The 26,274-nt window shown below is 69.1% G+C and carries 26 protein-coding genes; 8 read left to right on the forward strand and 18 right to left on the reverse strand.

The genetic code is table 11. From position 1 onward, the window contains the following. Positions 1-3: 3 nt before the first annotated feature. From mnmA to G6N34_RS15160, 6 genes are all read right to left on the reverse strand, one after another. Positions 4-1,077 (reverse strand): tRNA 2-thiouridine(34) synthase MnmA, encoded by a 1,074-nt coding sequence (gene mnmA / locus G6N34_RS15135; protein WP_085151512.1) that lies wholly within the window; start codon positions 1,075-1,077, stop codon positions 4-6. Beyond that, entirely contained in the window at positions 1,077-2,270 is a 1,194-nt protein-coding gene (locus tag G6N34_RS15140; RefSeq protein ID WP_085151511.1) for a cysteine desulfurase family protein, read from the reverse strand. The genes mnmA and G6N34_RS15140 overlap by 1 nt, the downstream gene beginning before the upstream one ends. A 46-nt stretch (positions 2,271-2,316) precedes the next feature. After that, positions 2,317-3,099 carry a lysophospholipid acyltransferase family protein gene (locus tag G6N34_RS15145; protein ID WP_085151852.1) on the reverse strand — a complete coding sequence of 261 codons (783 nt, stop codon included), beginning with the start codon at positions 3,097-3,099 and terminating at the stop codon, positions 2,317-2,319. A gap of 41 nt (positions 3,100-3,140) precedes the next feature. Then, a complete protein-coding gene (locus G6N34_RS15150) occupies positions 3,141-3,968 on the reverse strand; it encodes a GNAT family N-acetyltransferase (RefSeq protein ID WP_085151851.1) in 828 nt (275 codons plus the stop codon). Between the two features lie 200 nt (positions 3,969-4,168). Then, positions 4,169-5,125, reverse strand: coding sequence for an electron transfer flavoprotein subunit alpha/FixB family protein (locus tag G6N34_RS15155; RefSeq protein ID WP_085151510.1), 957 nt, complete (start codon positions 5,123-5,125; stop codon positions 4,169-4,171). A gap of 33 nt (positions 5,126-5,158) precedes the next feature. After that, positions 5,159-5,950: an electron transfer flavoprotein subunit beta/FixA family protein gene (locus tag G6N34_RS15160; RefSeq protein WP_085151509.1), complete on the reverse strand. Its 792-nt coding sequence runs from the start codon at positions 5,948-5,950 to the stop codon at positions 5,159-5,161. Positions 5,951-6,178: 228 nt separating this feature from the next. Between G6N34_RS15160 and G6N34_RS15165 the strand changes: the two genes are divergently transcribed. Genes G6N34_RS15165 through G6N34_RS15175 form a run of 3 tightly spaced genes read left to right on the forward strand, consistent with a single transcriptional unit; the run spans position 6,179 to position 9,755 of the window. After that, the gene (locus G6N34_RS15165; RefSeq protein WP_085151508.1) at positions 6,179-7,003 is read left to right on the forward strand and encodes a class I SAM-dependent methyltransferase; all 825 of its coding nucleotides are present in this window, start codon (positions 6,179-6,181) and stop codon (positions 7,001-7,003) included. Further along, positions 7,000-8,529 carry a 1,4-alpha-glucan branching protein domain-containing protein gene (locus G6N34_RS15170; protein ID WP_085151507.1) on the forward strand — a complete coding sequence of 510 codons (1,530 nt, stop codon included), beginning with the start codon at positions 7,000-7,002 and terminating at the stop codon, positions 8,527-8,529. Before G6N34_RS15165 ends, G6N34_RS15170 begins: the two co-directional genes overlap by 4 nt. Next, the gene (locus G6N34_RS15175) at positions 8,526-9,755 is read left to right on the forward strand and encodes a glycosyltransferase family 4 protein (protein WP_085151506.1); all 1,230 of its coding nucleotides are present in this window, start codon (positions 8,526-8,528) and stop codon (positions 9,753-9,755) included. The genes G6N34_RS15170 and G6N34_RS15175 overlap by 4 nt, the downstream gene beginning before the upstream one ends. A gap of 17 nt (positions 9,756-9,772) precedes the next feature. On the opposite strand, the gene G6N34_RS15180 is transcribed toward G6N34_RS15175, so the two are convergent. Next, positions 9,773-10,510: an acyltransferase gene (locus tag G6N34_RS15180; RefSeq protein ID WP_085151505.1), complete on the reverse strand. Its 738-nt coding sequence runs from the start codon at positions 10,508-10,510 to the stop codon at positions 9,773-9,775. 80 nt (positions 10,511-10,590) lie between these two features. Between G6N34_RS15180 and G6N34_RS15185 the strand changes: the two genes are divergently transcribed. After that, positions 10,591-11,895, forward strand: a complete 1,305-nt coding sequence (locus G6N34_RS15185; protein ID WP_109788451.1) for a BamB-related PQQ repeat family beta-propellar protein — start codon at positions 10,591-10,593, stop codon at positions 11,893-11,895. A 1-nt stretch (position 11,896) separates the two neighbouring features. On the opposite strand, the gene G6N34_RS15190 is transcribed toward G6N34_RS15185, so the two are convergent. Genes G6N34_RS15190 through yczE form a run of 8 tightly spaced genes read right to left on the reverse strand, consistent with a single transcriptional unit; the run spans position 11,897 to position 18,418 of the window. Next, on the reverse strand, positions 11,897-12,586 hold the full coding sequence (locus G6N34_RS15190; RefSeq protein WP_085151504.1) for an esterase: 690 nt from the start codon (positions 12,584-12,586) through the stop codon (positions 11,897-11,899). Between the two features lie 21 nt (positions 12,587-12,607). Then, positions 12,608-13,279 (reverse strand): esterase, encoded by a 672-nt coding sequence (locus G6N34_RS15195; protein ID WP_133057751.1) that lies wholly within the window; start codon positions 13,277-13,279, stop codon positions 12,608-12,610. 13 nt (positions 13,280-13,292) lie between these two features. Then, positions 13,293-14,507, reverse strand: a complete 1,215-nt coding sequence (locus tag G6N34_RS15200; protein ID WP_276061701.1) for a THUMP-like domain-containing protein — start codon at positions 14,505-14,507, stop codon at positions 13,293-13,295. Next, complete coding sequence (locus tag G6N34_RS15205; protein WP_085151502.1) at positions 14,465-15,439, reverse strand: class I SAM-dependent methyltransferase; 975 nt, start codon at positions 15,437-15,439, stop codon at positions 14,465-14,467. The genes G6N34_RS15200 and G6N34_RS15205 overlap by 43 nt, the downstream gene beginning before the upstream one ends. Before the next feature lie 36 nt (positions 15,440-15,475). Continuing rightward, entirely contained in the window at positions 15,476-16,198 is a 723-nt protein-coding gene (locus tag G6N34_RS15210) for an enoyl-CoA hydratase (RefSeq protein WP_085151848.1), read from the reverse strand. Between the two features lie 8 nt (positions 16,199-16,206). Continuing rightward, positions 16,207-17,010, reverse strand: coding sequence for an NUDIX hydrolase (locus tag G6N34_RS15215; protein WP_085151501.1), 804 nt, complete (start codon positions 17,008-17,010; stop codon positions 16,207-16,209). Then, positions 17,007-17,858, reverse strand: coding sequence for an ABC transporter ATP-binding protein (locus G6N34_RS15220; protein ID WP_085151500.1), 852 nt, complete (start codon positions 17,856-17,858; stop codon positions 17,007-17,009). Before G6N34_RS15220 ends, G6N34_RS15215 begins: the two co-directional genes overlap by 4 nt. Beyond that, positions 17,807-18,418 carry a membrane protein YczE gene (yczE, locus tag G6N34_RS15225; protein ID WP_234812874.1) on the reverse strand — a complete coding sequence of 204 codons (612 nt, stop codon included), beginning with the start codon at positions 18,416-18,418 and terminating at the stop codon, positions 17,807-17,809. The genes G6N34_RS15220 and yczE overlap by 52 nt, the downstream gene beginning before the upstream one ends. Before the next feature lie 302 nt (positions 18,419-18,720). Between yczE and yczR the strand changes: the two genes are divergently transcribed. Next, a complete protein-coding gene (gene yczR, locus G6N34_RS15230; RefSeq protein ID WP_085151498.1) occupies positions 18,721-20,196 on the forward strand; it encodes a MocR-like transcription factor YczR in 1,476 nt (491 codons plus the stop codon). Positions 20,197-20,203: 7 nt separating this feature from the next. Here yczR and serB read toward each other — a convergent pair whose 3' ends face one another. Further along, the gene (gene serB / locus G6N34_RS15235) at positions 20,204-21,451 is read right to left on the reverse strand and encodes a phosphoserine phosphatase SerB (RefSeq protein ID WP_085151497.1); all 1,248 of its coding nucleotides are present in this window, start codon (positions 21,449-21,451) and stop codon (positions 20,204-20,206) included. Between the two features lie 3 nt (positions 21,452-21,454). Continuing rightward, positions 21,455-23,200 (reverse strand): aa3-type cytochrome oxidase subunit I, encoded by a 1,746-nt coding sequence (ctaD, locus tag G6N34_RS15240; RefSeq protein ID WP_085151847.1) that lies wholly within the window; start codon positions 23,198-23,200, stop codon positions 21,455-21,457. 173 nt (positions 23,201-23,373) lie between these two features. Between ctaD and G6N34_RS15245 the strand changes: the two genes are divergently transcribed. The 3 genes from G6N34_RS15245 (at position 23,374) to G6N34_RS15255 (ending at position 25,918) form a co-directional block, all read left to right on the forward strand. Continuing rightward, on the forward strand, positions 23,374-24,447 hold the full coding sequence (locus G6N34_RS15245; RefSeq protein WP_179965761.1) for an iron-siderophore ABC transporter substrate-binding protein: 1,074 nt from the start codon (positions 23,374-23,376) through the stop codon (positions 24,445-24,447). 7 nt (positions 24,448-24,454) lie between these two features. Next, positions 24,455-24,730 (forward strand): YciI family protein, encoded by a 276-nt coding sequence (locus G6N34_RS15250; protein ID WP_085151496.1) that lies wholly within the window; start codon positions 24,455-24,457, stop codon positions 24,728-24,730. A 141-nt stretch (positions 24,731-24,871) separates the two neighbouring features. After that, positions 24,872-25,918, forward strand: a complete 1,047-nt coding sequence (locus tag G6N34_RS15255; protein ID WP_085151495.1) for an NAD(P)-dependent alcohol dehydrogenase — start codon at positions 24,872-24,874, stop codon at positions 25,916-25,918. On the opposite strand, the gene G6N34_RS15260 is transcribed toward G6N34_RS15255, so the two are convergent. After that, positions 25,915-26,265: a DUF3349 domain-containing protein gene (locus G6N34_RS15260; protein ID WP_234812862.1), complete on the reverse strand. Its 351-nt coding sequence runs from the start codon at positions 26,263-26,265 to the stop codon at positions 25,915-25,917. The two genes, G6N34_RS15255 and G6N34_RS15260, sit on opposite strands and share 4 nt — an antisense overlap. Positions 26,266-26,274: the final 9 nt, after the last annotated feature.

Here is a 26,274-nt window from a genome sequence, read left to right on the forward strand (position 1 = left end):
CGGTCAGCGCGCGGAGACGATCGTCGCGCTGGCCAGCACCTCGTCGCCGTCGGAGTCGGGGCGGTAGAGCACCATGGTCTGCCCCGGCGCCACGCCCCGCAGCGGGGTGTTCAACCGCATCCGCAGGGCACCGTCCACGACCTCGGCCACGCCGTCGCCCAGGCCGCCGTGCGCGCGCACCTGGACCTGGCATTCGACCGCACCGACCAGTGGTGTGCCGGAGGTGAAAACCGGCCGTTCGCCGGTCAACTCGGCGACCTCGAGGTCTTCCTTCGTCCCGACGCGCACCGTGCCGGTCTCGGCGTCGATCGCGGTGACGTAGCGGGGCTGACCATCGGGTCCCGGGCCCGCGATGCCAAGACCCTTGCGTTGTCCGATCGTGAACCCGTGCACGCCTTCATGTTCGGCGAGCACCGTGCCGCCGGCGTCGACCACGGCGCCCGGGCGAATACCGATCCGTGCCCCCAGGAAGGCCTGCGTGTCACCGGACGGGATGAAGCAGATGTCATGGCTGTCGGGCTTGTCGGCCACCAGGAGTCCGCGCCGCGCGGCCTCCGCGCGGATCTCCGGTTTGGGGGTGTCCCCCACCGGGAAAGCCGCGTGGCGCAACTGTTCGGCCGTCAGCACGGCGAGCACATAGGACTGGTCCTTGTCGCCGTCGACCGCGCGCCGCAGGCGACCCTCCGACAGGCGCGCGTAGTGCCCGGTCGCGACGGTGTCGAAGCCCAGGGCCAGGGCACGCGCGGACAGTGCGGAGAACTTGATGCGCTCGTTGCAGCGCACACACGGGTTCGGGGTCTCGCCACGCGCATACGCCTCGACGAAGTCGTCGATCACGTCTTCCTTGAAGCGGTCCGCGAAATCCCAGACGTAGAACGGGATGCCGAGCACGTCGGCCACGCGGCGCGCGTCGGCGGCGTCCTCCTTGGAACAGCACCCACGCGACCCGGTGCGCAGCGTGCCGGGCGCCGAGGACAGCGCCAGGTGCACGCCCACCACGTCGTGGCCCGCGTCGACCATCCGGGCCGCGGCCACCGAGGAGTCGACGCCGCCGCTCATGGCAGCCAGAACCCGCATCAGCGCACCGACCCTGAACTGGCCAGCGCGGCCTGCCGCGCCCTCAGGACAGCGGCGGGCAGCACGCGAAGTGCCGCGTCGACGTCGGCGTCAACACTGGTGTGCCCCAAAGACAAACGGATGGAACCACGGGACGTCTCCGGATCGGCGCCCATGGCCAGCAGCACATGCGAGGTCTGCGCGACCCCGGCCGTGCATGCTGACCCGGTCGAGCATTCGATTCCGTTGGCGTCCAACAACATCAGCAGCGAGTCGCCCTCGCAGCCGCGGAACGTGAAGTGCGCGTTGCCCGGCAGCCGCCGAGCCAGGGAGCCGTTGACCACGACGTCGTCGATCTCGGCGAGCACGCCTTCGATCAGGCGGTCGCGCAGCGCACGCATGCGTGCGCCGTTGGCGGACATGCCCTCGACCGCGATGCGCAGCGCCTCGGCCATGGCGACCGCGCCCGCGACATCCGGTGTACCGGAGCGCACGTCGCGCTCCTGCCCGCCGCCGTGCGCCAGTGGCACGCAGGCGGTGTCCCGGCGCAGCAGCAGGGCGCCCACACCGGTGGGGCCGCCGAACTTGTGCGCGGTGACGCTCATCGCCGCACACCCGCTGTCGGCGAAGCTGACCGGAATCTGGCCTGCGACCTGGACGGCGTCGGTGTGCATCGGCACGTCGAACTCCGCTGCCACCGCGGCGAGTTCCTCGATCGGCATGATCGTGCCGACCTCGTTGTTGGCCCACATGATCGACACCAGCGCGACGTCATCGTGCGCTTCCAGCACCGCGCGCAACGCAGCGGGCGTCACCGACCCGTCGGCCTCGGTCGGAAGATAGGTGGTCTCGGCGTCCTCGTGCTCACCGAGCCACTGCACCGCATCGAGTACGGCGTGGTGCTCGACGGCGGTGGTGACGACGCGGCGACGGCGGGCGTCGGCGTCGCGGCGGGCCCAGAAGATTCCCTTGACGGCCAGGTTGTCACTTTCGGTGCCGCCCGCGGTGAAGATCACCTCGGAGGGCCGGGCCCCCAACGCCGCGGCGATCGACTCGCGCGACTCCTCCATGCGGCGCCGCGCGGTGCGCCCGGAGGTGTGCAGCGAGGACGCGTTCCCGACTGTCGCCAGCACCGCCGTCATCGCCTCGATGGCGGCGGGGTGCATCGGAGTGGTGGCGGCGTGGTCGAGGTAGACGGGGCTGGCGGGACTCATGACCCACCCAGAGTACCCGCAGGTGGGCTGTACAACCGATTCGCTGTCAGGCCGCCAACGCGTGGTCCGCACCGCAGTGACGCACCCGGGTGTGGCGCACAGCGGACTGGCAGCGCGCCGCGAGGTCGCGCCGGTCGGTTCCGGGCAGTTGCAGCGACTCGACCTGCACATGGACCACGGTGCGCCGGGCCACCACGAGGCGGCGCAGAGACGCCAGCAGCGTGTCGTCGCCGATGTAGGCCGGCACCGTCGAGGCACGGCCGTCGCGGTGGTGATAGGTCAGGCGCAGCGGTTGCACGGGTCGGCCCGCGTCGATCGCGGCCTGGAACATGGCTGGGCGGAACTCTCCGTACCCCAGGCCGCACCACGTGGTGCCCTCGGGAAAGGCGACGACGGTGCGCCCGGTGCGCAGGCGCGCCGCCACTGTCTGCACGACGTCGGGCAGCCTGCGCAGGTTCGACCGCTCGATGGGGATGACCTTCATCAGCCTGGCCAGCACTCCGAAGGCGGGCCAGCTGATCAGCTCAGCCTTGGCCACGAACGACCCGGGCATCACCGCGCCAATCGAGAAGATATCCACCCAGGAGATGTGCCCGCTGACCACCAGGACGCCTCTCAGGTTGCGAATCGGCCCGCCCGACACCGTGATTCGCACACCCAGCGCCCGCAGCATCAGGCGGCAGTAGCCGCGCTGCAGATGTGAGCGGCCCGGGAGCGGGACCGCAAGCAGCGGCATCGCGGGCAGCAGCGCCAGGGCCAGCATCGTCCGCAGCAGCACCCGCAGCGCCACCACGGGCCGACGCCCCAACGGGGCCATGCCGGCGTGCATGCAGTCGTCGGTGCACGACGCCCGCGGCACCCAGGGGGTGGTCACCGCGCCGCCTCCGTCGCGCCGGCCATCGTTCGCAGGCGGGTCAGGTAGCGGATGTCGGCCCGCCGCTTGTCGAGCAGTGCCGGGAAATCCCCGACGCCGAACGCCGGATCGTGGGCGGGTTCACCGCACACCTGGGCGCCGAGGCGCAGGTAGCCGCGCATCAACGCGGGGATCGTCGGTCGCGGCGGGGGTTCGATGTCGTCAAGGCCGTGGCCGTCGATCACCACCGGACGGTAGGGGTGGACGGTGTACCGCGGGTCGGCGGCGTGGCTGCGGCCCACGAGGTCGCGCACTCCCCTGATCTGGCAGCCGGGGCCGGTCTGCCCCGTCGGGTCGAGCACCGGAACCGAGACGCAGCCCGCGACGTAGTCGTATCCGCAGCGGTCGACATACGCCAGGATGCCCGTCCACATCATCAGCACGACGGCACCGTTGCGGTGGTCGGCGCGCACCACCGCGCGCCCCATCTCGACCAGCGAAGGCCGCAGTGCATCCAGGCCGCGCACGTCGAACTCCGTTGCGGTGTAGAGGCCGCCGGCCGCGATGGCGCCTGGGGGCGGGAGCATCCGATAGCAGCCCACGAATTCTCCGGTGCTGTCGTCGCGGACCAGCAGGTGATCGCAGTGCTCGTCGAACTCGTCGGCGTCGCGGCCGTCGAGGGCCCCGGTCAGCTCGAATCCGGGCTCAGAGGTGAAGACGTCGTGCCGCAGTCGTTGCGCGGCCTCGATCAGGTCGGCGTCGGCGCTCAGGAGCAGCGTGTAGCGCGGCGCGTCGGCGGGTTGGTTGTGGTGATCTGCGGCGATGAGTACAGATGCGGTGCTCATGGTCAGCACGCTCGCGCAGCCAGTGGGCCGGTCGGCAATCGCGACGTGACGCGTCGGTGAACTCTCCACGCCTTTTCCGCCGAGACTGCGGTGGCTGCGACGTCTGGGGCCGGATTTCGCAGTGGCAGCGGTCTCGGCGCCAAGGGAGATGCGAAAAGGCCCCCCGGGACACGTCCCGGGGGGCCAATCTCGAAGCGGACTCAGCCCTTGCGAGCCTTGACCGCCTCGGTCAGCTGCGGGGTGACATTGAACAGGTCACCCACGATGCCGTAATCGGCGATCTCGAAGATCGGCGCCTCTTCGTCCTTGTTGACGGCGACGATGGTCTTCGAGGTCTGCATGCCGGCACGGTGCTGGATGGCGCCGGAGATGCCCAGCGCGATGTACAGCTGCGGCGACACGGTCTTGCCGGTCTGACCCACCTGGAACTGACCCGGGTAGTAGCCCGAGTCCACCGCGGCACGCGAGGCACCGACGGCGCCACCGAGAGAGTCGGCGAGCTCCTCGACGATGGAGAACTTCTCGGCGGACCCGACACCACGGCCACCGGCGACGACCACCGAAGCCTCGGTGAGCTCGGGACGGTCGCCGGCCACCGCGGGCTCACGCGCGGTGATCTTGGTGGCGTTCTCGGCCTGCGCGGGCACCTCGACGGCGACCTGCTCGCCGGCACCGGCGGCGGGCTCGGCCTCGACGGCACCCGGACGCACGGTGATCACCGGGGCGTCACCGTTGGCCTGGGCCTCGACGGTGAAGGCGCCACCGAAGATCGAGTGGATGCCCTTGGCGCCCTCTTTGACCTCGACGACGTCCACCAGCAGGCCCGAGCCCTGACGCGCGGCCAGACGACCGGCGATCTCCTTGCCGTCCGCGTTGGCGGCGATGAGCACGGCAGCCGGAGCGGCCTGCTCGACGAGCGCGGCCAGCACGTCGACGAAGGGGGTGATCAGGTAGGAATCGACGTCGGCGGACTCGGCGACGTAGATCTTGGCCGCACCGGCGGCCTTCAGGTCATCGGCCAGACCGGCCGCGGTGCCCGGAGCGGCCACCACGACGGCGGACGGCTCACCGAGCGCACGGGCGGCGGTGATGAGTTCGGCGGTGACCTTCTTCAGGGCACCTTCGGCGTGCTCGACGAGCACCAATACTTCAGCCATGGGTATGTAGCCTCTTTGCTCTCGATGGAAGGTCTAGATCAGCTTCTGGCCAACCAGGTACTCGGCGATCTTGGTGCCGCCGTCGCCCTCGTCGGTGATCTTCTCGCCGGCCGTCTTCGGCGGCTTCGGGGTGGACGACAGCACGGTCGAACCGGCGTTGGCCACGCCCACCTCGTCGGCCTCGACGCCGATCTCGGCCAGGCTCAGCGTGGTGACTTCCTTCTTCTTCGCGGCCATGATGCCCTTGAAGGACGGGAAGCGGGGCTCGTTGATCTTCTCGTTGACGCTCACGATGGCCGGCAGGCTGGCCTCGAGGGTGAACACACCGTCGTCGGTCTCGCGCTCGCCGGTGACCTTGCCGCCCTCGACGTTCAGCTTGCGCACGTGGGTCAGCTGCGGCAGGCCCAGGTACTCGGCGATGACCGCGGGCACTGCGCCGCCGACACCGTCGGTGGCCTCGTTGCCTGCGATGACCAGTTCGACGCCCTCGATGGTGCCCAGCGCGCGGGCCAGCGCCCACCCGGTCTGGATCACGTCGGAGCCGTGCAGGCCGTCATCCTTGACGTGGACGGCGTTGTCGGCGCCCATCGACAGGGCCTTGCGGATCGCCTCGGTGGCGCGCTCGGGACCGGCGGTCAGCACCGTGACAGTGCCCTCGCCGCCCTCCCTCTCCTTGATGAGGAGCGCCTCTTCGACGGCGCGCTCGTTGATTTCATCCAGAACAGCGTCAGCGGCCTCACGGTCAAGCGTGAAGTCACCGTCGGACAGCTTTCGCTCCGACCACGTGTCTGGGACCTGTTTGATCAGGACCACGATGTTCGTCATGACTCTGGTTCGTCCTCCTCGACGGGCCCCACGGCGGCGTGAACTGCCGTGAGGAGCTTGGGCCTTGGGCCGGTGTTTCGGGCCACCTCGCAATGTTACTAGCGGGTAACTTATGGCGGTCCGCTCGTACACCATAACCGAGCACGCTGCATGTTCTGCCCCCACATGCCTCGCAAGACTTCCGGTGCGCTGTGTCGCCGAACGCCGACGGGTTAGCCTGCCTTCACAATGAGCTCATTCGTGACCGACGGACCCGTCGACCCGACCCCCGCCGAACGACCCGCCGACGCCCGCCCCGAGGCACCCTCGGAGCTGCCGCTGACCGGCGAGCGCACGATTCCCGGTTTGGACATCGAGAACTACTGGTTCCGCCGCCACGAGGTGGTTTACCTGCAGCTTGCCGACCGCTGCGCGGGCAGAGACGTGCTCGAAGCCGGTTTCGGCGAGGGCTACGGGGCCGATCTGCTCGCCGGCGTCGCGCGCCGCGTGATCGGCGTGGACTACGACGAATCCGCGGTCGCGCACGTCCAAGCGCGGTACCCCCGAGTCGAGGCGCACCAGGGCAATCTGGCCGAGCTTCCGCTTCCCGACGCGTCCGTCGACGTTGTGGTCAACTTCCAGGTCATCGAACATCTGTGGGATCAGTCACAGTTCGTCTCGGAGTGTCTGCGGGTGCTTCGCCCGGGCGGCCTGCTGCTGATGTCGACGCCCAACCGGATCACCTTCACGCCCGGCAGCGACACCCCCGTCAACCCGTTCCACACCCGCGAACTCAACGCGGCAGAACTGACCGAACTGCTCGTCGACGGGGGCTTCCACCTGGAGGCCATGTACGGGGTGTTCCACGGCCCGGCCCTGGAGGCACTCGACGCCAAGCACGGCGGGTCCATCATCTCCGCGCAGATCGCCCGGGCCCTGGCCGACGCGCCCTGGCCCGAGGATCTGCTGGCCGATGTGGCGGGCGTGACCAGCGCGGACTTCGACCTGCTGCGCGACTCCGAACGTGACATCGACGAGAGCCTCGATCTAGTGGCGATTGCGGTACGCCCGTGAAAGAAGTCCCGGGGCTTTTCACCCTCGTCCTGCACACCCACCTGCCGTGGCTTGCGCATCATGGTCGCTGGCCGGTCGGTGAGGAGTGGCTGTACCAGTCCTGGTCGGCGGCCTACCTGCCGCTGATGCGCGTGCTGCGCACGCTGGCCGCCGAGGATCGGCGCGGCCTGCTCACGCTCGGGATGACGCCCGTGGTCACCGCGCAACTCGATGACCCCTACTGCCTCGACGGCATGCGGCACTGGCTCGCCAATTGGCGGTTGCGTGCGCTGCAGGCCACCACCTCGGATTCAGAATCCCTGCGCGAGTTCGGGATTCGCGAGCTTGCCGAGGCCACGCAGGCGATCGAGGACTTCGAGACGCTGTGGCGTCACGGCGCGAGCCCACTGCTGCGCGAACTGGTCGACGGCCAGACCATCGAGCTGCTCGGCGGTCCGTTGGCTCATCCGTTCCAGCCACTGCTGCATCCGCGCCTGCGGGAGTTCGCGCTCCGCGAGGGCCTGGCCGACGCCCAGCACCGCTTCGCCCACACCCCGACCGGCATCTGGGCCCCCGAATGCGCCTACGCCCCCGGAATGGAGCGCGACTACAGCGCTGCCGGGGTCGGCCACTTCATGGTCGACGGTCCGTCACTGCACGGCGACACCGCGCTTGGCCGCCCGGTCGGCGACAGCGACGTCCTGGCCTTCGGACGCGACCTGCAGGTCAGCTACCGCGTGTGGTCGCCGAAGTCCGGTTACCCCGGCCACGCGGCCTACCGCGACTTCCACACCTACGACCACACCACGGGCCTCAAGCCCGCGCGCGTCACGGGCCGCAACGTCCCCTCGGACGCCAAGGCGCCGTATGACCCGCAGCGCGCGGACGCCGCGATCGACGCCCACGTCGCCGACTTCGTCGACGTCATCCGCCGTCGCCTCATCGCGGAGTCCGAGCGGATCGGCAGGCCCGCGCACGTCGTGGCCGCGTTCGACACCGAACTGTTCGGACACTGGTGGTACGAGGGCCCGACGTGGCTGGGACGCGTGCTGCGGGCGCTGCCCGAGGCCGGCGTCCAGGTCGGCACCCTGCGGGACGCGACCGCCGGCGGATATGTCGGCAGCCCCGTCGAATTGCCGCCCAGCTCTTGGGGTTCCGGCAAGGACTGGCAAGTGTGGTCCGGTGAGAAGGTGGCCGACCTGGTCCAGCTCAACGCCGAGGTGGTCGACACCGCACTCACCACGGTGGACAAGGTGCTGGCCCAGACCGACGCACCGGGACGCACCCCGGCGCGCAGCTTCGTGGCCGACCAGATCCTGCGCGAGACACTGCTGACGGTGTCGTCGGACTGGCCGTTCATGGTCAGCAAGGACTCGGCGGCGGAGTACGCGCGGTACCGCGCGCATCTGCACGCCCATGCAACGCGGGAGATCGCCGGCGCACTGGCCTCGGGGCGCGCCGACACCGCCACCCGACTGGCCGAGGGCTGGAACCGCGCCGACGGCCTGTTCGGCGCACTGGACGCCAGGCGGTTGCCACGGCCATGAAGATCCTGATGGTGTCGTGGGAGTACCCACCTGTCGTGATCGGCGGTCTCGGCCGCCACGTCCATCACCTGGCCACCGACCTGGTGGCCGCGGGCCATGAGGTCGTCGTGCTGTCGCGCCGACCGACCGGCACCGATCCCGCGTCGCACCCGACGACCGACACGGTCAGCGAGGGTGTGCGGGTCATCGCCGCCGCGCAGGACCCGCACGAGTTCACGTTCGGCACCGACATGATGGCCTGGACGCTGGCCATGGGCCATTCGATGGTCCGGGCCGGTTTCAGCCTGTCGGACTGGCAACCCGATGTGGTGCACGCGCACGACTGGCTGGTCGCGCATCCCGCCGTCGCGCTGGCCGAATTCTTCGACGTGCCACTGGTCTCCACGATCCATGCCACCGAAGCGGGACGGCACTCGGGCTGGGTTTCGGGTGCGGTCAGCAGGCAGGTGCACGCGCTGGAGTCATGGCTGGTCCACGAATCCGATTCGCTCATCACGTGTTCGGCCTCGATGCGTGAGGAGATCACGACGCTGTTCGGCCCGGGTCTGGCCGAGATCACGGTCATCCCGAACGGAATCGACACCGACGGTTGGCCGTTCGCCAAACGCCTCCCCCACGACGGCGCCCCCGAACTGCTGTACTTCGGCCGCCTCGAGTACGAGAAGGGTGTGCACGACGCGATCGCCGCGCTGCCGCGCATCAGGAGGTCGCATCCGGGAACGACGCTGACGATCGCGGGCGACGGCACGCAGATGGACTTCCTGGTGGAGCAGGCGCGGAAGAACCGCGTGCTCAAGGCGACGAACTTCGTTGGCCGGGTCGATCATTCGCAGCTGCTGACGCTGCTACACCGCGCCGACGCCGCGGTGCTGCCCTCGCACTACGAGCCGTTCGGCATCGTGGCGCTGGAGGCGGCTGCGACGGGCACTCCGCTGGTCACGTCCAACGTCGGCGGTCTGGGTGAGGCCGTGATCGACGGGGACACCGGCTTGTCGTTCCCGCCGCGCGACGTCGCCGCACTCGCCGCCGCGGTGCGTGCGGCGCTCGACGACCCCGCCTCAGCGCAGCAGCGCGCCGAGGCCGCGCGGGCCCGACTCACGGGTGACTTCGCCTGGCCGACGGTGGCCGCCAACACCGCCGAGGTCTACCTGTCGGCCAAGCGTGGGGAACGTCAGCCGCAACCGCGACGCGTGATCGTGGAACGGCCGCTGCCCGACTACGGCTGAGGCTGACCCCGGAACCGCTACTTGGCGGCCTTCTTGCGTTCGATGTCGGCCAGTGCGGCCGCGAGTTCGGCGCGCTCGGCCGCGGTGGCCTCCCAGGACACCTTGCGGTTCTTGACCACCTTCGCGGGCGCACCCACGGCGATCGAGTAGTCCGGCACGTCACCCTTGACCACGGCGTGCGCGCCGAGCACACAGCCGCGCCCGATCGTGGTGCCGCGCAGGATGGTCACCTTGGCCGCGATCCAGGTGTCGGGTCCGATCCGCACCGGGCCCTTGATGATGCCCTGGTCCTTGATCGGCATGTTGATGTCGTCCATCTTGTGGTCGAAGTCGCACACGTAACACCAGTCGGCCATCAGTGCGGAGTCACCGAGTTCGATGTCGAGGTAGGTGTTGATGACGTTGTCGCGGCCCAGCACCACCTTGTCGCCGATGCGCAGCGAACCCTCGTGGCAGCGGATGGTGTTCTTGTCGCCGATGTGCACCCAGCGGCCGATCTCCATCTGCGCCAACTCGGGCGTGGACTGGATCTCGACGTTCTTGCCGAGGAACACCATGCCGCGCGTGATGATGTGCGGGTTGGCCAGCTTGAACTTGAGCAGTCGCCAGTAGCGCACCAGATACCACGGTGTGTAGGCCCGGTTCGCCAGCACCCACTTGAGCGAGTCAACGGTCAGGAACTTGGCTTGACGCGGGTCGCGCAGCCGCGAACCCCGCCACCGCTTGTGGATCGGCGCACCCCACATGGTCGTCATGGCCGGAAAGCCTACGCGAGGGCCGAATCACCGACGGGATACCCTCGTAGGCGCCCCGATCACATCGCGACCAGGAGGGAATGACGCTGGTGCTACGGCGACTTGTCTCGCTGGCTGCCGTTCTGTCGGGGACGGTCCTGATCGCGAGCAGCCTCACGGCGTGCACCGACGACGACACCTGGGTGCAGGCCGCACCGGCCGGCGGTTGGGCCGCGCAGTACGCGGACGCGGCCAACAGCAGCTACACCGCCACCGAGGGCGCTGCGGATCTCGAGCTGGCCTGGACCAGGTCGGTCAAGGGCGATCTCGGTGCCGCGGTCGGACTTGGGGCACGTGGCTATCTGGTGGCCAACGCGCAGACTCCCGGCGGGTGCTCGCTGATGCTGTGGGAGAACGACAACAACGGCCGGCAGCGCTGGTGCACCCGTCTGGTGCAGGGCGGTGGCTTCGGCGGCGCGCTGATCGACGGCTTCGACAACGTCTACGTGGGCCAGCCCGGTGCCATCCTGTCGTTCCCGCCCACACAGTGGATCCGCTGGCGCCAGCAGGTGATCGGCATGCCGCACACCCCGCGTCTGCTCGGCGGCGGCCAGCTGCTGGTCGTGACGCATCTGGGCCAGGTGCTGGTGTTCGACGCGCACCGCGGCACGGTCGTCGGCAACCCGCTGGACCTGGTCGAAGGGGTCGACCCGACCGACTCCCAGCGCGGCCTGGCCGACTGCGCACCGGCGCGGGCACGCTGCCCGGTGGCCGCGGCCCCCGCGTTCTCCCCCGCCTCCAACATCCTCGTCGTGACCCTGTGGCAGCCGGGCGCGCCGAAGTCGACCCTGATGGGCCTGCGGTACCGCCCCGGCCAGGAACCGCTGCTGACGCGCGAGTGGACCAGCGACGCCCCGACCGAGGGCGTGTTGGCCTCCCCGGCGTTGTCGGCCGACGGGTCGACGGTCTACGTCAACGGCCGCGATGACCGCCTGTGGGCGCTGCACGCCGACGACGGCAGCGTCAAATGGTCACTGCCACTGGAATACCTGGCGCAGACCCCGCCCACGGTGGCCCCCGACGGCACACTCATCGCGGGCGGCGGTCCCGGCGCGGCACTGACCGGCATCAAGGATTCCGGTGACCGTGGCGAAGTGGTGTGGCGCCGCGGCGACGTCGAGTCGTTGACCACCGCCAGCCAGGCCGGCACCGACCTCGCCTACACCGTCGCGACCGAGGACGACGGGATGGCCCTGATCGCGTTCGATCCGCGCGACGGCCAGACCCGCAGCAGCCATCCCCTGCCGGAGGCCACGGGCTTCCCCGTCGGGGTGTCCGTCGCCGCCGATCGCAGCGTCGTAGCCGCCACCAGCGACGGTCAGGTCTACAGCCTGCGCGCCGAGTAGCTCAGGCGATCATCGAGTCGACCGGACCGCGCGGAATGCTCACCTCGAACGCGCCGACAGCGCCGGACAGCACAGCGCCCCGATCGAAGAAGAAGACCAGCGTGTCGCCTGTGATCGCGAAGTTCTGATAGGTCAGCGGGTCCAGACCCGCTGCAGCCGGGAAGATCTCGGACTCACCGAACCGCTTGGCCACCTCGGCCTGCACGAGCGGCAGGATCACCGGGTAGGGGTCGGTGCCCTCATGGAACAGGTTCTCGATGGTGATCGGCTTGCGTAACCCCTGATCCCAGTTGAAGGTCTTGTAGAACGTCGTCGGGTGCGCGCCGCCGACGGATTCGTAGGCCTCGAGCACCAGGGTCTGGGTGCCCCGCGGGGGCACCGCGGACCCGTACTGGGTGGACTTGATCTCCAACGCGTACGGCGCGACGCGGGAGTCCTGCGTCTTGGCCAGGTTCAGGAACCCGTCGCGGGTCGCCTTGATGTACTCGTGCACGGGCTTCTGGTCAGGGTAGTCGGCCGGGAAGCTGATCGACACCGAGTAGCCCGGATCGATGACCTGCACCTGGCACGTCGAACCCACCTGGACACCGGAGAGATCCGCACACTTGGGCGGTGCCGCCGAGGCGGTCGCCGCACCGAAACCACTGAACACCAACGCCGCTGCCACCGCGGCCACAGAACGCGTGCGCATGGCCCACACGATACCGAGCTCTCAGATCGCCAGCGGGGGAAGCTCCGAGCGTGGAATCTGCACGGCCTGGGCCCCGGCGGCGCCGGCCAGCAGGGCGCCGCGGTCGAAATGGAAGACGACGTGCGACGGCGTGATCGAGAAGTTCTGGTAGTTCGCCGGGTCTCGTCCCGCCGAAGGCGACACCAGATCGGGCACCCCGAGGCGTTCGGTCAGGTCGCGCTCGACGATCGGGGCGATGATGTCGAGAGGATCGGCGGTGGCGAACAGGGTGTCCAGCGTGATGGCCCGCTTCTGCGCGAGGTCGTAGTTGAACGACTTGAACCACGTGTTCGGGTGGGCGCCGCCGAAGTTCTGATACACCTCGAAGGTCACCGACCGGGTGGTCTCGGTGGCGTCGAGCAGAGGTTTGATTTCCAAGGCGTGCGGCAGATTTCGGGCATCCGGGGCGCGGGCCTCGTCGGTGAACTCCGCACGCGTGGTGGTGATGAAGTCGGTGACCGCGGGCTCATCGGGGTAGGCGATCGGAAAGGCCGCGTCCAGGATGAAGGCCGGGTCCTCGACATGCACGCGGCACAGACCGTCGGGGTCGACGGCCCCACCCATTCCGCTGCACAGTTCCACGGCCGCGGCCGTCGGCGCCGACCAGAGCGCAGTGGCCGCGGCCACCGCGGCGGCCGCCAGGGTCCGTCTCATACTCGCAGCGTAGTCAGATCGATGCTGCGACAGGCACCGATCGGCAGATGAACGCGCGCCGACGGGCATTCGCGCCCGCCCCGATGCGCGTGATGACCACCGACAGCGACACCGTCCCCCGCAGTCGGAGGCGACGGCGCAGTTCGTCCGGGTTGACGTTCACACCGCGCACCAGAATTTCCAGGACACCGCAGTCATGCACCGAGAGCGCCTGCCGCAGAGCCTTTTCGGTGAACGCCAACTCCTCGATCACCTCGAAGCCGCGAACCCCCGGCGGCACCGTGTCCCCCGAGAGGTAGGCGATCTCGGGGTCCAGCTGCCACAACCCGTGCCGGGCGGCGTAGTGACGCACCAGACCTGCGCGCACCACGGCCCCGTCGGGATCGACGATCCAGCGCCCGACCGGGCCGACCTCGCAGTCGGAGTCCTCGGCGTCGGTGAGTTGTTCACCGGTGTCGAGCACGGTGGCGCGTCGGGTCACCCCGGACTCCCCCAGGCCCGGCGACCACAGGCAGGCCTCGCGCACCGAACCGGCCCAGGACGTGATCTCCACCTCGCCGCGAAAGCCCATGTCCCCCAGTGCATCGAAGTCGATCCCGGGCGCGCATTTGACGGCGAGATCGCGGTCCGAACAGACCTCGAGCAGATCGTCGAGGGCCGGCATGTACTCCCGCGGGTCGAATCTGCGCCGGCCCTCGCTGCGGCGCGCCGGGTCGGCCACGACAGCCGCATCACGCGTGACGGGATGCAGTGCGTCGGCGCGGCAGATCAGCACCTCGCCGCCGAGGTTGTGCCGCGCCATCGCGACCCGCACGGGGTCGAGGTCACTGCCCACGACCTCTGCCGCGGTGCGCCGCAGTGCAGCCAGGTCGGCGCCCACCGAACACGTCACGTCGTGGACGACCCGGCCTGCCAGACGCAAAGCCCGATGCGCGGCGACGGGTTCGGCGGTGGCCTGCTGCAGGGCCTCGTCGGTGAACAGCCACTGCCCCGCGTCGGGCAGTTTGGCGACGGCCCTGCGGCGCAGCAGCGTGGTCTCGATGAGCACCGGGGCGCGCGCAGCGTGACGCTCCCGCACCACCGCGACATCCCGCACGCCGTCCAACGACGGCAGCGCGGCGACGTCGGCCAGGGCCGCGACGCCCTCGTCCGACGTCAGGTAGGCGACGTCGTCGAGTGTGAACTTCAGGAGGGCTTCACTCCGGTGATCATCACGTTGTAGAACCAGCCCTTGGGCACCACCCGGCGCCACACGTTGGCGTCGACCCAGCTGAGTGACGTCCAACTGCCGAAGGCGAACTTCGCCCACCCCCAGCCCAGCTTGCCGGGCGGGACGGCGGCTTCGAAGGTGCGGACCGGCCAGCCCAGCATGGCGGCGGTGAACTCCTCACTGGCGGTGCGCACGTCGACGGCGCCGGCGTTGCGGGCCATGCGCTCGAGATCGGCGGGATCGAAGGTGTGCAGATCGACGACGGCCTCCAGGGCGGCGGCGCGCGAGGACTCGTCGAGTTCGGTCTGCGGGCGCCGCCAGTCACGCAGGAACGGCAGCTTGGTGACGTTGGTGGCGACGTGCCACGTCAGCGTCGACAGTTCGCGCGCATAGCGGTTGCCGATCGTGGTGGGCTCTCCGGCGAAGACGAACCGCCCGCCCGGCTTGAGCACGCGGACCACCTCGCGCAGCGACAGTTCCACATCCGGGATGTGGTGGAGCACGGCGTGGCCGACCACGAGGTCGAAGGTGTTGTCCTCATACGGGATGCCCTCGGCGTCGGCGACCTTGCCGTCGATGTCCAGGCCCAGCGACTGCCCGTTGCGGGTGGCGACCTTGACCATGCCCGGCGACAGGTCGGTCACCGATCCGCGCCGCGCGACGCCGGCCTGGATGAGGTTGAGCAGGAAGAACCCGGTTCCGCAGCCCAGTTCAAGCGCCCGGTCGTAGGGCAGCTCGCGCTGGATCTCCTCGGGCACCGCGGCGTCGAAGCGGCCCCGCGCGTAGTCGACGCAGCGCTGGTCGTAGGAGATCGACCACTTGTCGTCGTAGGTCTCGGCTTCCCAGTCGTGGTAGAGGACCTGGGCGAGCTTAGTGTCCTTGAGGGCGGCCTCGACCTGTTCCGCGGTGGCGTGCGGGTTGGGAGCCGGGGATTCGTGCGTGCTCGTCATGGCACGAAAGCCTAGCGGGCGTTCCCGGCCGGTGTGTCAGCCCTCCGGGGCGTGCAGCGCGGCCGAGAACACCTCTTCATACCGGCGGCGCTGCTCGTCCGGGGAACACTGGCCGTCGAGCATTGCCTTCGCGGCGGCCACCGCCACGGCCGGGGCGTCGAGGTGGCGCTTGGCCCAGGCACAGGCCGCGTCGTAGACGTCGTCGGGTGCCACAAGCTGGTCGAACAGGCCGACAAGCTCGGACTCCTCGGCGTCGACGAACCGACCGGTGAACACCATGTCCTTGGCCCGGCTGCGACCCGTGATCTCGGCCAACCGCGCCAGGCTCGCGGCGCTGGGCACCAGCCCGGCCAGGATCTCCGTCGCTCCGGTCTTGACGTTGTCGCCGGCGATGCGCCAGTCGGCGGCCAGCGCCAGCGACAGGCCGCTGCCCAGCGCGTAGCCCGTGATCGCGGCGACCGTGGGCTTGGGGATCGCGGCCACCGCGGCCATCGCGTCGTCGCGCACCCGGGCGGCCACGACGGCCTCGGCCGCGCTCAACGTGCGCAGTTCGGGCACGTCGTCGCCGGCCGAGAAGATCTCGTGCCCGCCATAGAGGATCACGACGGCGATGTCGTCGCGCGCGCCGGCTTCGTGCGCCACCTGGGTGAGCTCGCGCAGCATCTGCCGGGACAGGGCGTTGGTCGGCGGCCGGGACAGCAGCAGCGTGCCCACCCCGGGATGCTCGGGGTGGGTGTGCAGGCCGACGAACTCGGGCACCGGGGCCGTCACGGCGCCCGTCCGGCGCGCGCGGCGTTATACCGGTCGCTGTCGAAGAACTCGATCTCCCAGTTGCCGTTGTGCTCGCTCAGGCTGGGCTGCACCGTGACGATCCTGCGCTCGACGGCGAGCACCTCGGAGACCGTGCGTCCGGCCAGCGAGTCCAGCTGAGTCCAGGTCGGCGGCAGCAGGAAGATGCGCTTCGCCTCGAACTCGCGCAGTGCCGCCTCGGGTTTGGCCCACGCGACCTTGTCCGCCTCGGTGTTCTCGCCGTCGGCACGCTGCCCCGACGGCAGTGCGCCGACGAAGAAGTACGTGTCGTAGCGCCGGGTGCGCTCCTCTTCGGGGGTGACCCAGTTGGCCCACGGCCGCAAAAGGTCGGCCCGCAGCACCAGACCCTCGCTGCGCAGGAAGTCCCCGAACGACAGGGAGTTGTCGGCCAGCGCGGCGCGCGCCTCGGCGTACACGCTGGCGTCGCTGACGATGCCGGGGTCGCCGTCCTGATGCGGGCCGGCGAACAGCACGCCCGACTCCTCGAACGTCTCGCGCGCGGCGGAGCACACCAGGGCCAGCGCCAGGTCCTCATCGACGCCCAGGCGCTCCGCCCACCACGACGGCGGCGGCCCGTACCAGTCGATGTCGGCGTTGCGGTCGCGGTCGTCCACCCCGCCGCCGGGGAACACCACGACGCCGCCGACGAACTCCATGTCCCGATGCCTGCGCATCAGGAACACCTCGATGCCGGTGTCGGTGTCGCGGACCAGCATCACGGTCGCGGCCGGACGGACGGGCAACGGCACTGCGTCGCTCATGCGCGCCTCCTGTGTGCGGCGCGGGGGCGTACCCGTCGCGCGAAATAGCGGCCGTCGAGGACGTCGACGGCGATCTGCTGCCCGAAGGCCTTGGACAGGTTCTCGGCGGTCAGCACGTCGCTGAGCAGGCCCGCCGCCACGACGCTGGCCTCCGAGAGCATGAGGCAGTGCGAGAAGCCGGGCGGGATCTCCTCGACATGGTGGGTGACCAGGACGATCGCGGGCGCGTCGGGGTCCGCGGCCAGATCTGCCAGCCGGGCGACGAGTTCCTCACGGCCACCGAGGTCGAGGCCCGCAGCGGGTTCGTCGAGCAGCAGCAGTTCGGGGTCGGTCATCAGCGACCGCGCGATCAGCACGCGCTTGCGTTCGCCCTCCGACAGCGTCCCGTACGTGCGCTCGGCCAGGTGCTCGGCGCCGACGCTCTCGAGCATGTCGAGGGCTTGCGCGTAGTCCACCTCTTCGTACTGTTCGCGCCATCTGCCGAGCACCGAGTAGCCGGCCGACACCACGAGGTCGCGCACCACCTCGGTGTCGGGGACACGCTGAGACAACGCCGAACTCGACAACCCGACGCGGGCGCGCAGTTCGGCGGTGTCGACCCGGCCGAGGCGCTCCCCCAGCACGTACGCCGTTCCGCTCGACGGATGCTCCATGGCCGCGGCGATGCGCAGCAGTGAGGTCTTGCCCGCGCCGTTGGGACCGATCACCACCCAGCGCTCGTCCAGTTCAACCTGCCAGGTGACGGGCCCGACCAGGACCCGGCCCGCGCGGCGCAACGCCACGTCGCGGAAGTCGATCAGCAGGTCGGGGTCGGCGATGTCCTCGGACTCGATATCGGCTTCGGGCACTCGACCATGGTAGTCATGGGCGCGCTGAAGTCGTCGAACAGCAGGCTTCTCGGCATCAGGCGCAGGAAGAGCTGCACCAGCGGGCCGATGCCCAGTGCGTAGAGCACGGTGCCGACGCCGACCGTCCCACCCAGCAGCGCACCCGCGATCAGGACGGTGGCCTCGATCATGGTGCGCACCAGTCGCACTGATCGACCGGTGCGGGCCACCAGGCCGGTCATCAGTCCGTCGCGTGGGCCCGGCCCCAAACCGGCGCCGATGTAGAGCACCGTGGAGATCGCATTGATGACGACGGCGCCGACGAGCATGGCCACCCGCACGGGCATCTGCGTGGGTGCGGGCAGCAGCGCCAGCGACACGTCGACCGCGACGGCGATCACGATGACGTTGGCGACGGTGCCGATGCCGGGGCGGATCCGCAGTGGGATCCACAGCAGCAGCACCGCCACACCCACCGTGGCGGTGACGGTGCCCAGCGACCATCCGGTCAGCCGCGCCAGGCCGACGTGGAACACATCCCACGGGTCCAGGCCGAGGCCGGCGCGGACCATCAGCGCCATCGAGAACCCATAGCCGATGAGGCCGGTGATCAGCGTGGTGCCGCGCAGGACCACCCGCCCCGCCGTCACGCGTGGTCTGGGAAACGGGCCCGGATCGCGTCGAGATCGACGTGGGCACGGCGTTGGTCGGCGTCGTCGCCGACGAACCCTGCGCGTGGCTGAGGAGTCCTCAGCCACTGCGTGCAACCCCGACGGATCGCCTTGATCCTGCCGTCACCTCGTAACCAGTTTCGCGCCATGTCCCCATGATTTCGGCGAAGTGGCTTGTTCTTCAATAGCCAGTTGGGGCAAACTGGCACGTAATGAGCGCAGATATGGCCGTCCGTCGCCTCGACGTACATCTTCTGGCCCGCGAACTGGGCAACTGGCGCACCGCCACTGCCAGCGGACCCATGCATCAGGGCCTGTCCGACGCGCTGCGCATGCTGATCGTCGACGGCCGGCTTCCCGTCGGGTCGCGACTGCCCAGCGAACGGGCCCTGGCCGACGTCCTGCGCATCTCTCGCACCACGGTGACCGCGGCGTATGCGCAGATGCGGGACGAGGGCTACTTGAACGCCAAGCGCGGTGCCCGCAGTTCGGTGGCTCTGCCGCCGCAGTCCAGTCCCGTCACCATCGAACCCAGCGACGCCTCTCGCGAGCGGATCAATCTCGCCGAGGCCGCGATGTCCGCACCGTCCTCCCCTGTTCTCGAGGCGTATGCGGCCGCCTCAGGCGAGATCAGCGCGTATCTGCGGCTGCCCGGGCTGGAACTCTATGGCGTGGCGCCACTGCGGGCCGCCATCGCCGAGCGGTACTGCCAGCGCGGCCTTCCCACCGAACCCGACCAGATCATGGTGACCACCGGCGCGCTGGGCGCCATCGGGCTGATCCTGGCGACCTTCGTGGAGGCCGGCGATCGGGTCCTGGTCGAACAGCCGACGTTCACCGGCGCGCTGGCCGCGATCTCCGCGGCGGGTGCGCGCGCGGTGCCGGTGTCGATCGCCCCCGATGAGGGCTGGGATCTCGACGCGCTGCACATCGCGATCCGCCAGCTTGCGCCCAACCTGGCCTACGTCATTCCCGACCAGCACAACCCGACCGGCCTGACGATGACGCCCGCGCAGCGAGAACAGTTGGCGCACATCATCTCCGACACCCGTACGCGCACCATCATCGACGAGACCATGACCGACATCTGGCTCGACCAGCCGGTTCCACCACCGGTGGCCTGCGCCGTGACGCGCCGGTCGGACCTCGTGATGTCCATCGGGTCGATGTCCAAGTCCTTCTGGGGCGGCCTGCGCATCGGATGGATTCGCGCCGAGCGTGCCACATTGGCCACCATCGCGGCCCGACGGCCGTCGGTGGACCTTGGCACGCCGATCTTCGAACAACTCGCCGCGGCCCACCTGCTCGCGGTCACCGACCGAGTGGTGCCGGAACGGTGCGACCTGATCCGGAACCGGCGTGCGCTGCTGCGTCGGCTGCTGGCCGAGCACCTGCCGGACTGGCACGAGTGCAACGTGAACCAGCCCACCGGCGGACTTGCCCTGTGGATGCGACTTCCCATCCCGTCGAGTTCCGCGGTCTCGGCGGCCGCATCCCGCCTCGGGGTCGACATCCCACCGGGTCCGCGGTTCGGCGTCGACGGCACCCTCGAGCGCTACATCCGCGTGCCCTATACCCTGCCGGAAGACACACTGGCCGAAGCGGTTTCGCTGCTGGCGCGGGCCTGGGCCAGCGTGGTCGGGGCCGATCTCGCACCCGCCGCAGCGGCCACCGGGCCCGTGGTCTGACGCGGGGTCAGTCCACCGGCGGGATCTCGACCCGTCGCACCATACCGTCGATGGCGTCGGCGGCCTCGATCTCACCGCGCGTGACGCCCAGGATGAACAGCACGGTGTCCAGATACGGGTAACTCAGCGACGTGTCGGCCACCTCGCGCAACGCAGGCTTGGCGTTGAACGCCACACCCAGGCCCGCAGCCGACAGCATGTCGATGTCGTTGGCGCCGTCGCCGACGGCCACCGTCTGCTCCATGGGCACCCCGACCTGACTCGCGAAGTCCCGCAGCGCCTTCGCCTTGCCGGGGCGGTCGATGATCTGGCCGACCACCCGGCCCGTGAGCCTGCCGTCGACGATCTCGAGGTGATTGGCCGCGACGTAGTCGAGCATGAGTTCCTCGGCCAGCGGTTCGATGACCTGACGGAATCCGCCGGACACCACGCCGCAGTGGAAACCGAGGCGACGCAGGGTCCGGATCGTGGTCCGCGCCCCCGGCGTCAGCTCAAGCTGTTCGGCCACCTCGTCGACGACCTCGGCGGGCAGGCCCGCCAGCGTCGACACCCGCTCACGCAGGGACTCCTCGAAGTCCAGTTCGCCGCGCATCGCCGCCTCGGTGATCTGGGCGACCTTGGCCTCCGCACCGGCTCGGGCGGCCAGCATCTCGATGACCTCACCCTGGATCAGGGTTGAGTCCACATCGAAGACGATCAGCCGTTTGGCCCGTCGGTCGAGCGTGTAGTCCTCGACGGCGACGTCGACGCCCTCGTCCACAGACACTCGGGCCAGCGCGGTCTTCAGCGCGCCGACGGCGCCCGGCGGCACCGAGACACGCAGTTCCAGCCCGGTGACCGGGTAGTCGGAGATGCCGCGGATGGTGTCGATGTTGACGCCCAGCACAGCACCCTCGCGGGCCAGCACGCCGAACGCCTGCGCGGTGATCGGCCGGCCCAGAACGACGATCGTGTGGGTCGACGGTTGACGGATGATCGGGGCGTCGACGCTGTGCTCGATCGTCACGTCCAGGCCGACACCGTGGATCGCCGCCTCGACGTCGGCGCGGAAGGCCGCATCGTTGGAGAGATCCGTCGGCCCGGACACCAGCACCCCGAGCGTCAGCCGGCCACGGATGACCACCTGCTCGACGTTGAGGAGCTCCACGCCGTGGGCGGACAGCACCTCGAACAGCGCCGAGGTCACGCCGGGCTGGTCACCACCGGTGACGGTGATGAGGACAGACACCTTCCCCGAACCAGGGGACACGGTCATCCCTTAGGTGCGAACGTTCTCGCCGTCGAGCCGGGTGACGTCACCGTCGGCCGGCCCGTGGGCGCGACCCACGTGCGCCTCGGCGCGCATCCGCTCCACCATGTGCGGGTAGTGCAGCTCGAACGCCGGACGCTCCGAACGGATCCGCGGCAGCTCGGTGAAGTTGTGTCGCGGCGGCGGGCAGCTGGTGGCCCACTCGAGCGAGTTGCCGTAGCCCCACGGATCGTCAACCGTGACGACCTCGCCGTAGCGCCAACTCTTGAACACGTTCCACACGAACGGGATGGTCGAGATGCCGAGGATGAACGCACCGATGGTCGACACCACGTTGAGGTTGGTGAAGTTGTCCATGGGCAGGTAGTCGGCGTAGCGACGCGGCATGCCCTCGTCACCCAGCCAGTGCTGCACCAGGAACGTGGTGTGGAAGCCGATGAACGTCAGCCAGAAGTGCAGCTTGGCCAGGCGCTCGTCGAGCATGCGGCCCGTCATCTTCGGGAACCAGAAGTAGATGCCGGCGTAGGTGGCGAACACGATCGTGCCGAAGAGCACGTAGTGGAAGTGCGCGACCACGAAGTAGCTGTCGGTGACGTGGAAGTCCAGCGGCGGGCTGGCCAGCAGCACGCCGGACAGGCCACCGAGCAGGAACGTGATGATGAAGCCGACGGAGAACAGCATTGGTGACTCGAAAGTCAACTGTCCCTTCCACATCGTGCCGATCCAGTTGAAGAACTTGATACCCGTGGGCACCGCGATCAGGAACGTCATGAAGGAGAAGAACGGCAGCAGCACGGCGCCCGTGGCGTACATGTGGTGCGCCCACACCGCGATCGACAGGGCCGCGATGGCCAGCGTCGCGTAGATCAGCGTGGTGTAACCGAAGATCGGCTTGCGGCTGAACACCGGGAAGATCTCCGACACGATGCCGAAGAACGGCAGCGCGATGATGTACACCTCGGGGTGCCCGAAGAACCAGAACAGGTGCTGCCACAACAGCACACCGCCGTTGGCGGGGTCATAGACGTGCGCGCCGAGGTGACGGTCGGCCGCCAGGCCGAACAGTGCGGCGGTCAGCAGCGGGAACGCCAGCAGCACCAGGATCGAGGTCACCAGGATGTTCCAGGTGAAGATCGGCATCCGGAACATCGTCATACCCGGGGCGCGCATGCAGACCACGGTGGTGATCATGTTGACGCCACCGAGGATGGTGCCCAGACCACCGACGGCCAGGCCCATGATCCACAGGTCGGCACCGGCACCCGGGGAGTGGATGGCGTCGGTCAGCGGCGAGTAGGCGGTCCAACCGAAGTCGGCCGCGCCACCCGGGGTGATGAAGCCGGCGGTCGCGATCATCGCGCCGAACAGGAACAGCCAGAACGAGAACGCGTTCAGACGCGGGAACGCCACGTCGGGGGCGCCGATCTGCAGCGGCAGCACCAGGTTCGCGAAACCGAACACGATGGGCGTCGCGTAGAACAGCAGCATCACCGTGCCGTGCATGGTGAACAGCTGGTTGAACTGCTCGTTCGACAGGAACTGGAGCCCGGGCAGGGCAAGCTCGGTCCGCATCAGCAGAGCCATCAGGCCGCCGATGAAGAAGAAGATGAAGCACACGACGCAGTACATGATTCCGATCAGCTTGTGATCGGTCGTCGTGATGAGCTTGTAGATCAGGTTGCCCTTGGGGCCCATGCGCTCCTTATAGGGGCGCGTCGCCTCGAGTTCTCGCAACGGGGGCGCTTCGGCGGTCAAGAACTCCTCCAAACATCCAAAATCCGGGTCTGAAACCGCGGAATCCCTGGGATCGTGCGCGATCTTCAAGGAGATCCTATCCCCCGTCCGCGCTCACGTAAGCCCGGGTCCGACAAGACGTCGTAGATGTCAGGGAAACGGGGCCGCCGGACCCGGGTGTTAACGTCGGGGCCGTGCCGATCCGCGCCGCATATCTCCTGTCCACCGCGCTGCTGGCGACGCTCTGTGCAGGGTGTTCGTCCCCGCAGGGCCAAGAACCCGTCCCGCCGTCCCGCAGTGTGATCACGAGCACTACGAAGGTCGCGGGCGCGGGCGTGTTGGGCAACCACCGCAGGCCCGACGAGTCGTGCGCACCCGAACCCGCCCCGGTCGATCCGGGCGAGCCGATGCGACGGGTCGACAGCGGCACGGAGCGCGGTGACGTGGACGTGCCCGCCGACCCGCAGCGCATCGTCGTGCTCTCGGGTGACCAACTCGACGTGCTGTGCGCACTGGGCCTGCAGTCGCGCATCGTGGCGGCGGCGCTGCCCGACGGGTCCGAGACGCAGCCCTCCTATCTGGGCAGGGTCGTGCTCGACGTGCCGCCCGCGGGCTCACGCAGCACCGTGGATCCCGCCGCGATCTCCGAAGCCCGGCCGGACCTGATCCTCGGTTCGCGGGCCCTGACACCTGACGCGTACGGCGAGTTGGCGGCGATTGCACCCACGGTGTTCACCGGAGATCCCGGAGCGGGGTGGCGGGACACCGCTCGCCGGGTCGGTGCGGCCACAGGCCGGGTGGGCGCAGCGGACGCCCTGGTCACCTCGTTCGACGAGGATGCCCGCCAGACCGGAATCGCCAACGACGCAACACATTTCCAGGCTTCGGTGGTGCAGTTCACTGAGAACGGCGTGCGCGTGTTCGGCGAGGAGAACTTTCCGGGCAGCGTCCTGTCGGTCGTCGGCGTGGACCGCCCCGAGGCCCAGCGGTTCACTGACAAGCCGTTCATCGAGATCGCCACCGACGACTCCGACGGTGCCGACTTCGGCCCGGTCGACGCCGACATCGTCTACGTGTCGTTCGACTCCCCCGCCGCCAAGGAGCGCGGCACGGCGGTCATGAAGGGCGACGCCTGGCGCGAGCTTTCGGCCACCCGGGACAATAGGGTGTTCGTGGTCAACAACGAGGTGTGGCAGACCGGACAGGGGCCCATCGCGGCCCGCGGCATCCTCGACGACCTGCGCTGGATCAACGCCCCCATCAACTAGGAGTTCCATGTTCCACGTCCTGACCCTGACCTACACGCAGCCGCTGGAGGAGGTCGACAAGGTCCGGCCCGACCACCTCGCGTGGATCGAAAGTGAGATCAAGGCCGGCCGACTGCTGTTGGCCGGACGTCAGGAGTCGCAGAAGGGCGGCATCCTCATCACCGCGGACATCGACACCTCCGCCGCCGACGAACTGATTGCCGCCGATCCCTATGCACTGGCCGGCCTGGTCGAATACGAGCGCGTCGGGTTCAACGCGGGCCTGCGCGCGCCCGGCCTCTGATCGGTTTACCTTTCTGGGGAATGAAGCGTCAGCCCCGCTCCGTTGGGGTTGACCAAGGGCTCGACGCTGCGCCGCCATTAAATTAACTTTGCTAAGCTATATATCTACCCGCATAGCGACGATCACACGAGGCACGCACACATGACCACGACAATTTCCGCTTACGCAGCCACCTCCACCACTGGGCCGTTGAGCAAGACCACGATCGAGCGTCGCGAGGTCGGACCGCACGATGTCGCCTTCGACATCAAGTTCGCCGGCATCTGCCACTCCGACATCCACACCGTCAAGGGTGAGTGGGGCAAGCCCAACTTCCCCGTCGTCCCCGGCCACGAGATTGCCGGCGTGGTGACCGCGGTCGGCTCCGAGGTCACCAAGTACAAGGTAGGCGACCATGTCGGCGTCGGATGTTTCGTCGACTCGTGCCGCGAGTGCGACAACTGCCACGCCGGTCTGCAGCAGTACTGCACCGGCACCGGCATGGTCGGCACCTACAACGCCATCGACCGTGACGGCACACCCACCCAGGGCGGCTACAGCACCGCGATCGTCGTCGACGAGAACTACGTGCTGCGCATCCCCGACTCGATCCCGCTCGACAAGGCCGCTCCCCTGCTGTGCGCCGGAATCACCCTCTTCTCGCCGCTGCGGCACTGGAACGCCGGCCCGGGCAAGAAGGTGGCCGTGATCGGCCTCGGCGGCCTCGGTCATATGGGCGTCAAGCTGGCCCACGCCATGGGTGCGCACGTCACGGTGCTCTCGCAGTCGCTGAAGAAGATGGAGGACGGCCTGCGCCTGGGCGCCGACGAGTACTACGCCACCGCCGACTCCGACACCTTCAAGAAGCTCGCGGGCAAGTTCGACCTGATCATCAACACGGTGTCGGCCAACCTCGACATGGGCCTCTACCTCAACCTGCTCGCCGTCGACGGCACGCTGGTCGAACTCGGCATTCCCGAGCACCCGATGCCGATTCCCGTGTTCCCGCTGGCCAGTGGGCGCCGCAGCCTGTCGGGATCGATGATCGGCGGCATCCCCGAGACGCAGGAGATGCTCGACTTCTGCGCCGAGCATGACGTGACCCCCGAGATCGAGGTCATCGAGGCGTCCTACATCAACGAGGCCTACGAACGGGTTCTCGCCAGCGACGTGCGGTACCGCTTCGTCATCGACACCTCGACCATCTAGGTCGTCGGCTCCTCGGCGTCGTCGTCGGCGTCGACCACGTCGTCCAGGCCGGCCAGCGGCCATCCCGCCGCGGCCAGCCTCGCGGCGACGCGGCGAACGCTCTCGGGGCCCGCGTCGTAATGGGCGACCTCGGCGATGTAGGCGTCGATGCGCTCCGGCGTGATGGGGTCGGCGACGTCGGCCGGCGCCGAGGCCTCGGCGATCTTGAACACCACCTCGTGGATCTGCTCCTCGGTCAACGGTGTGTCGCGCAGCAGCGCCAGAAGCGGCACTCGGTCCGGACCGGGCACCCCCTCGGGGTAGCCGGCCCGCAGCCATTCGATGACACGGGTCAGAAGGTTCGCCACAGCTGCCAC

Origin of the sequence: Mycolicibacterium confluentis (assembly GCF_010729895.1) — a bacterium.
GTDB lineage: Bacteria > Actinomycetota > Actinomycetes > Mycobacteriales > Mycobacteriaceae > Mycobacterium > Mycobacterium confluentis.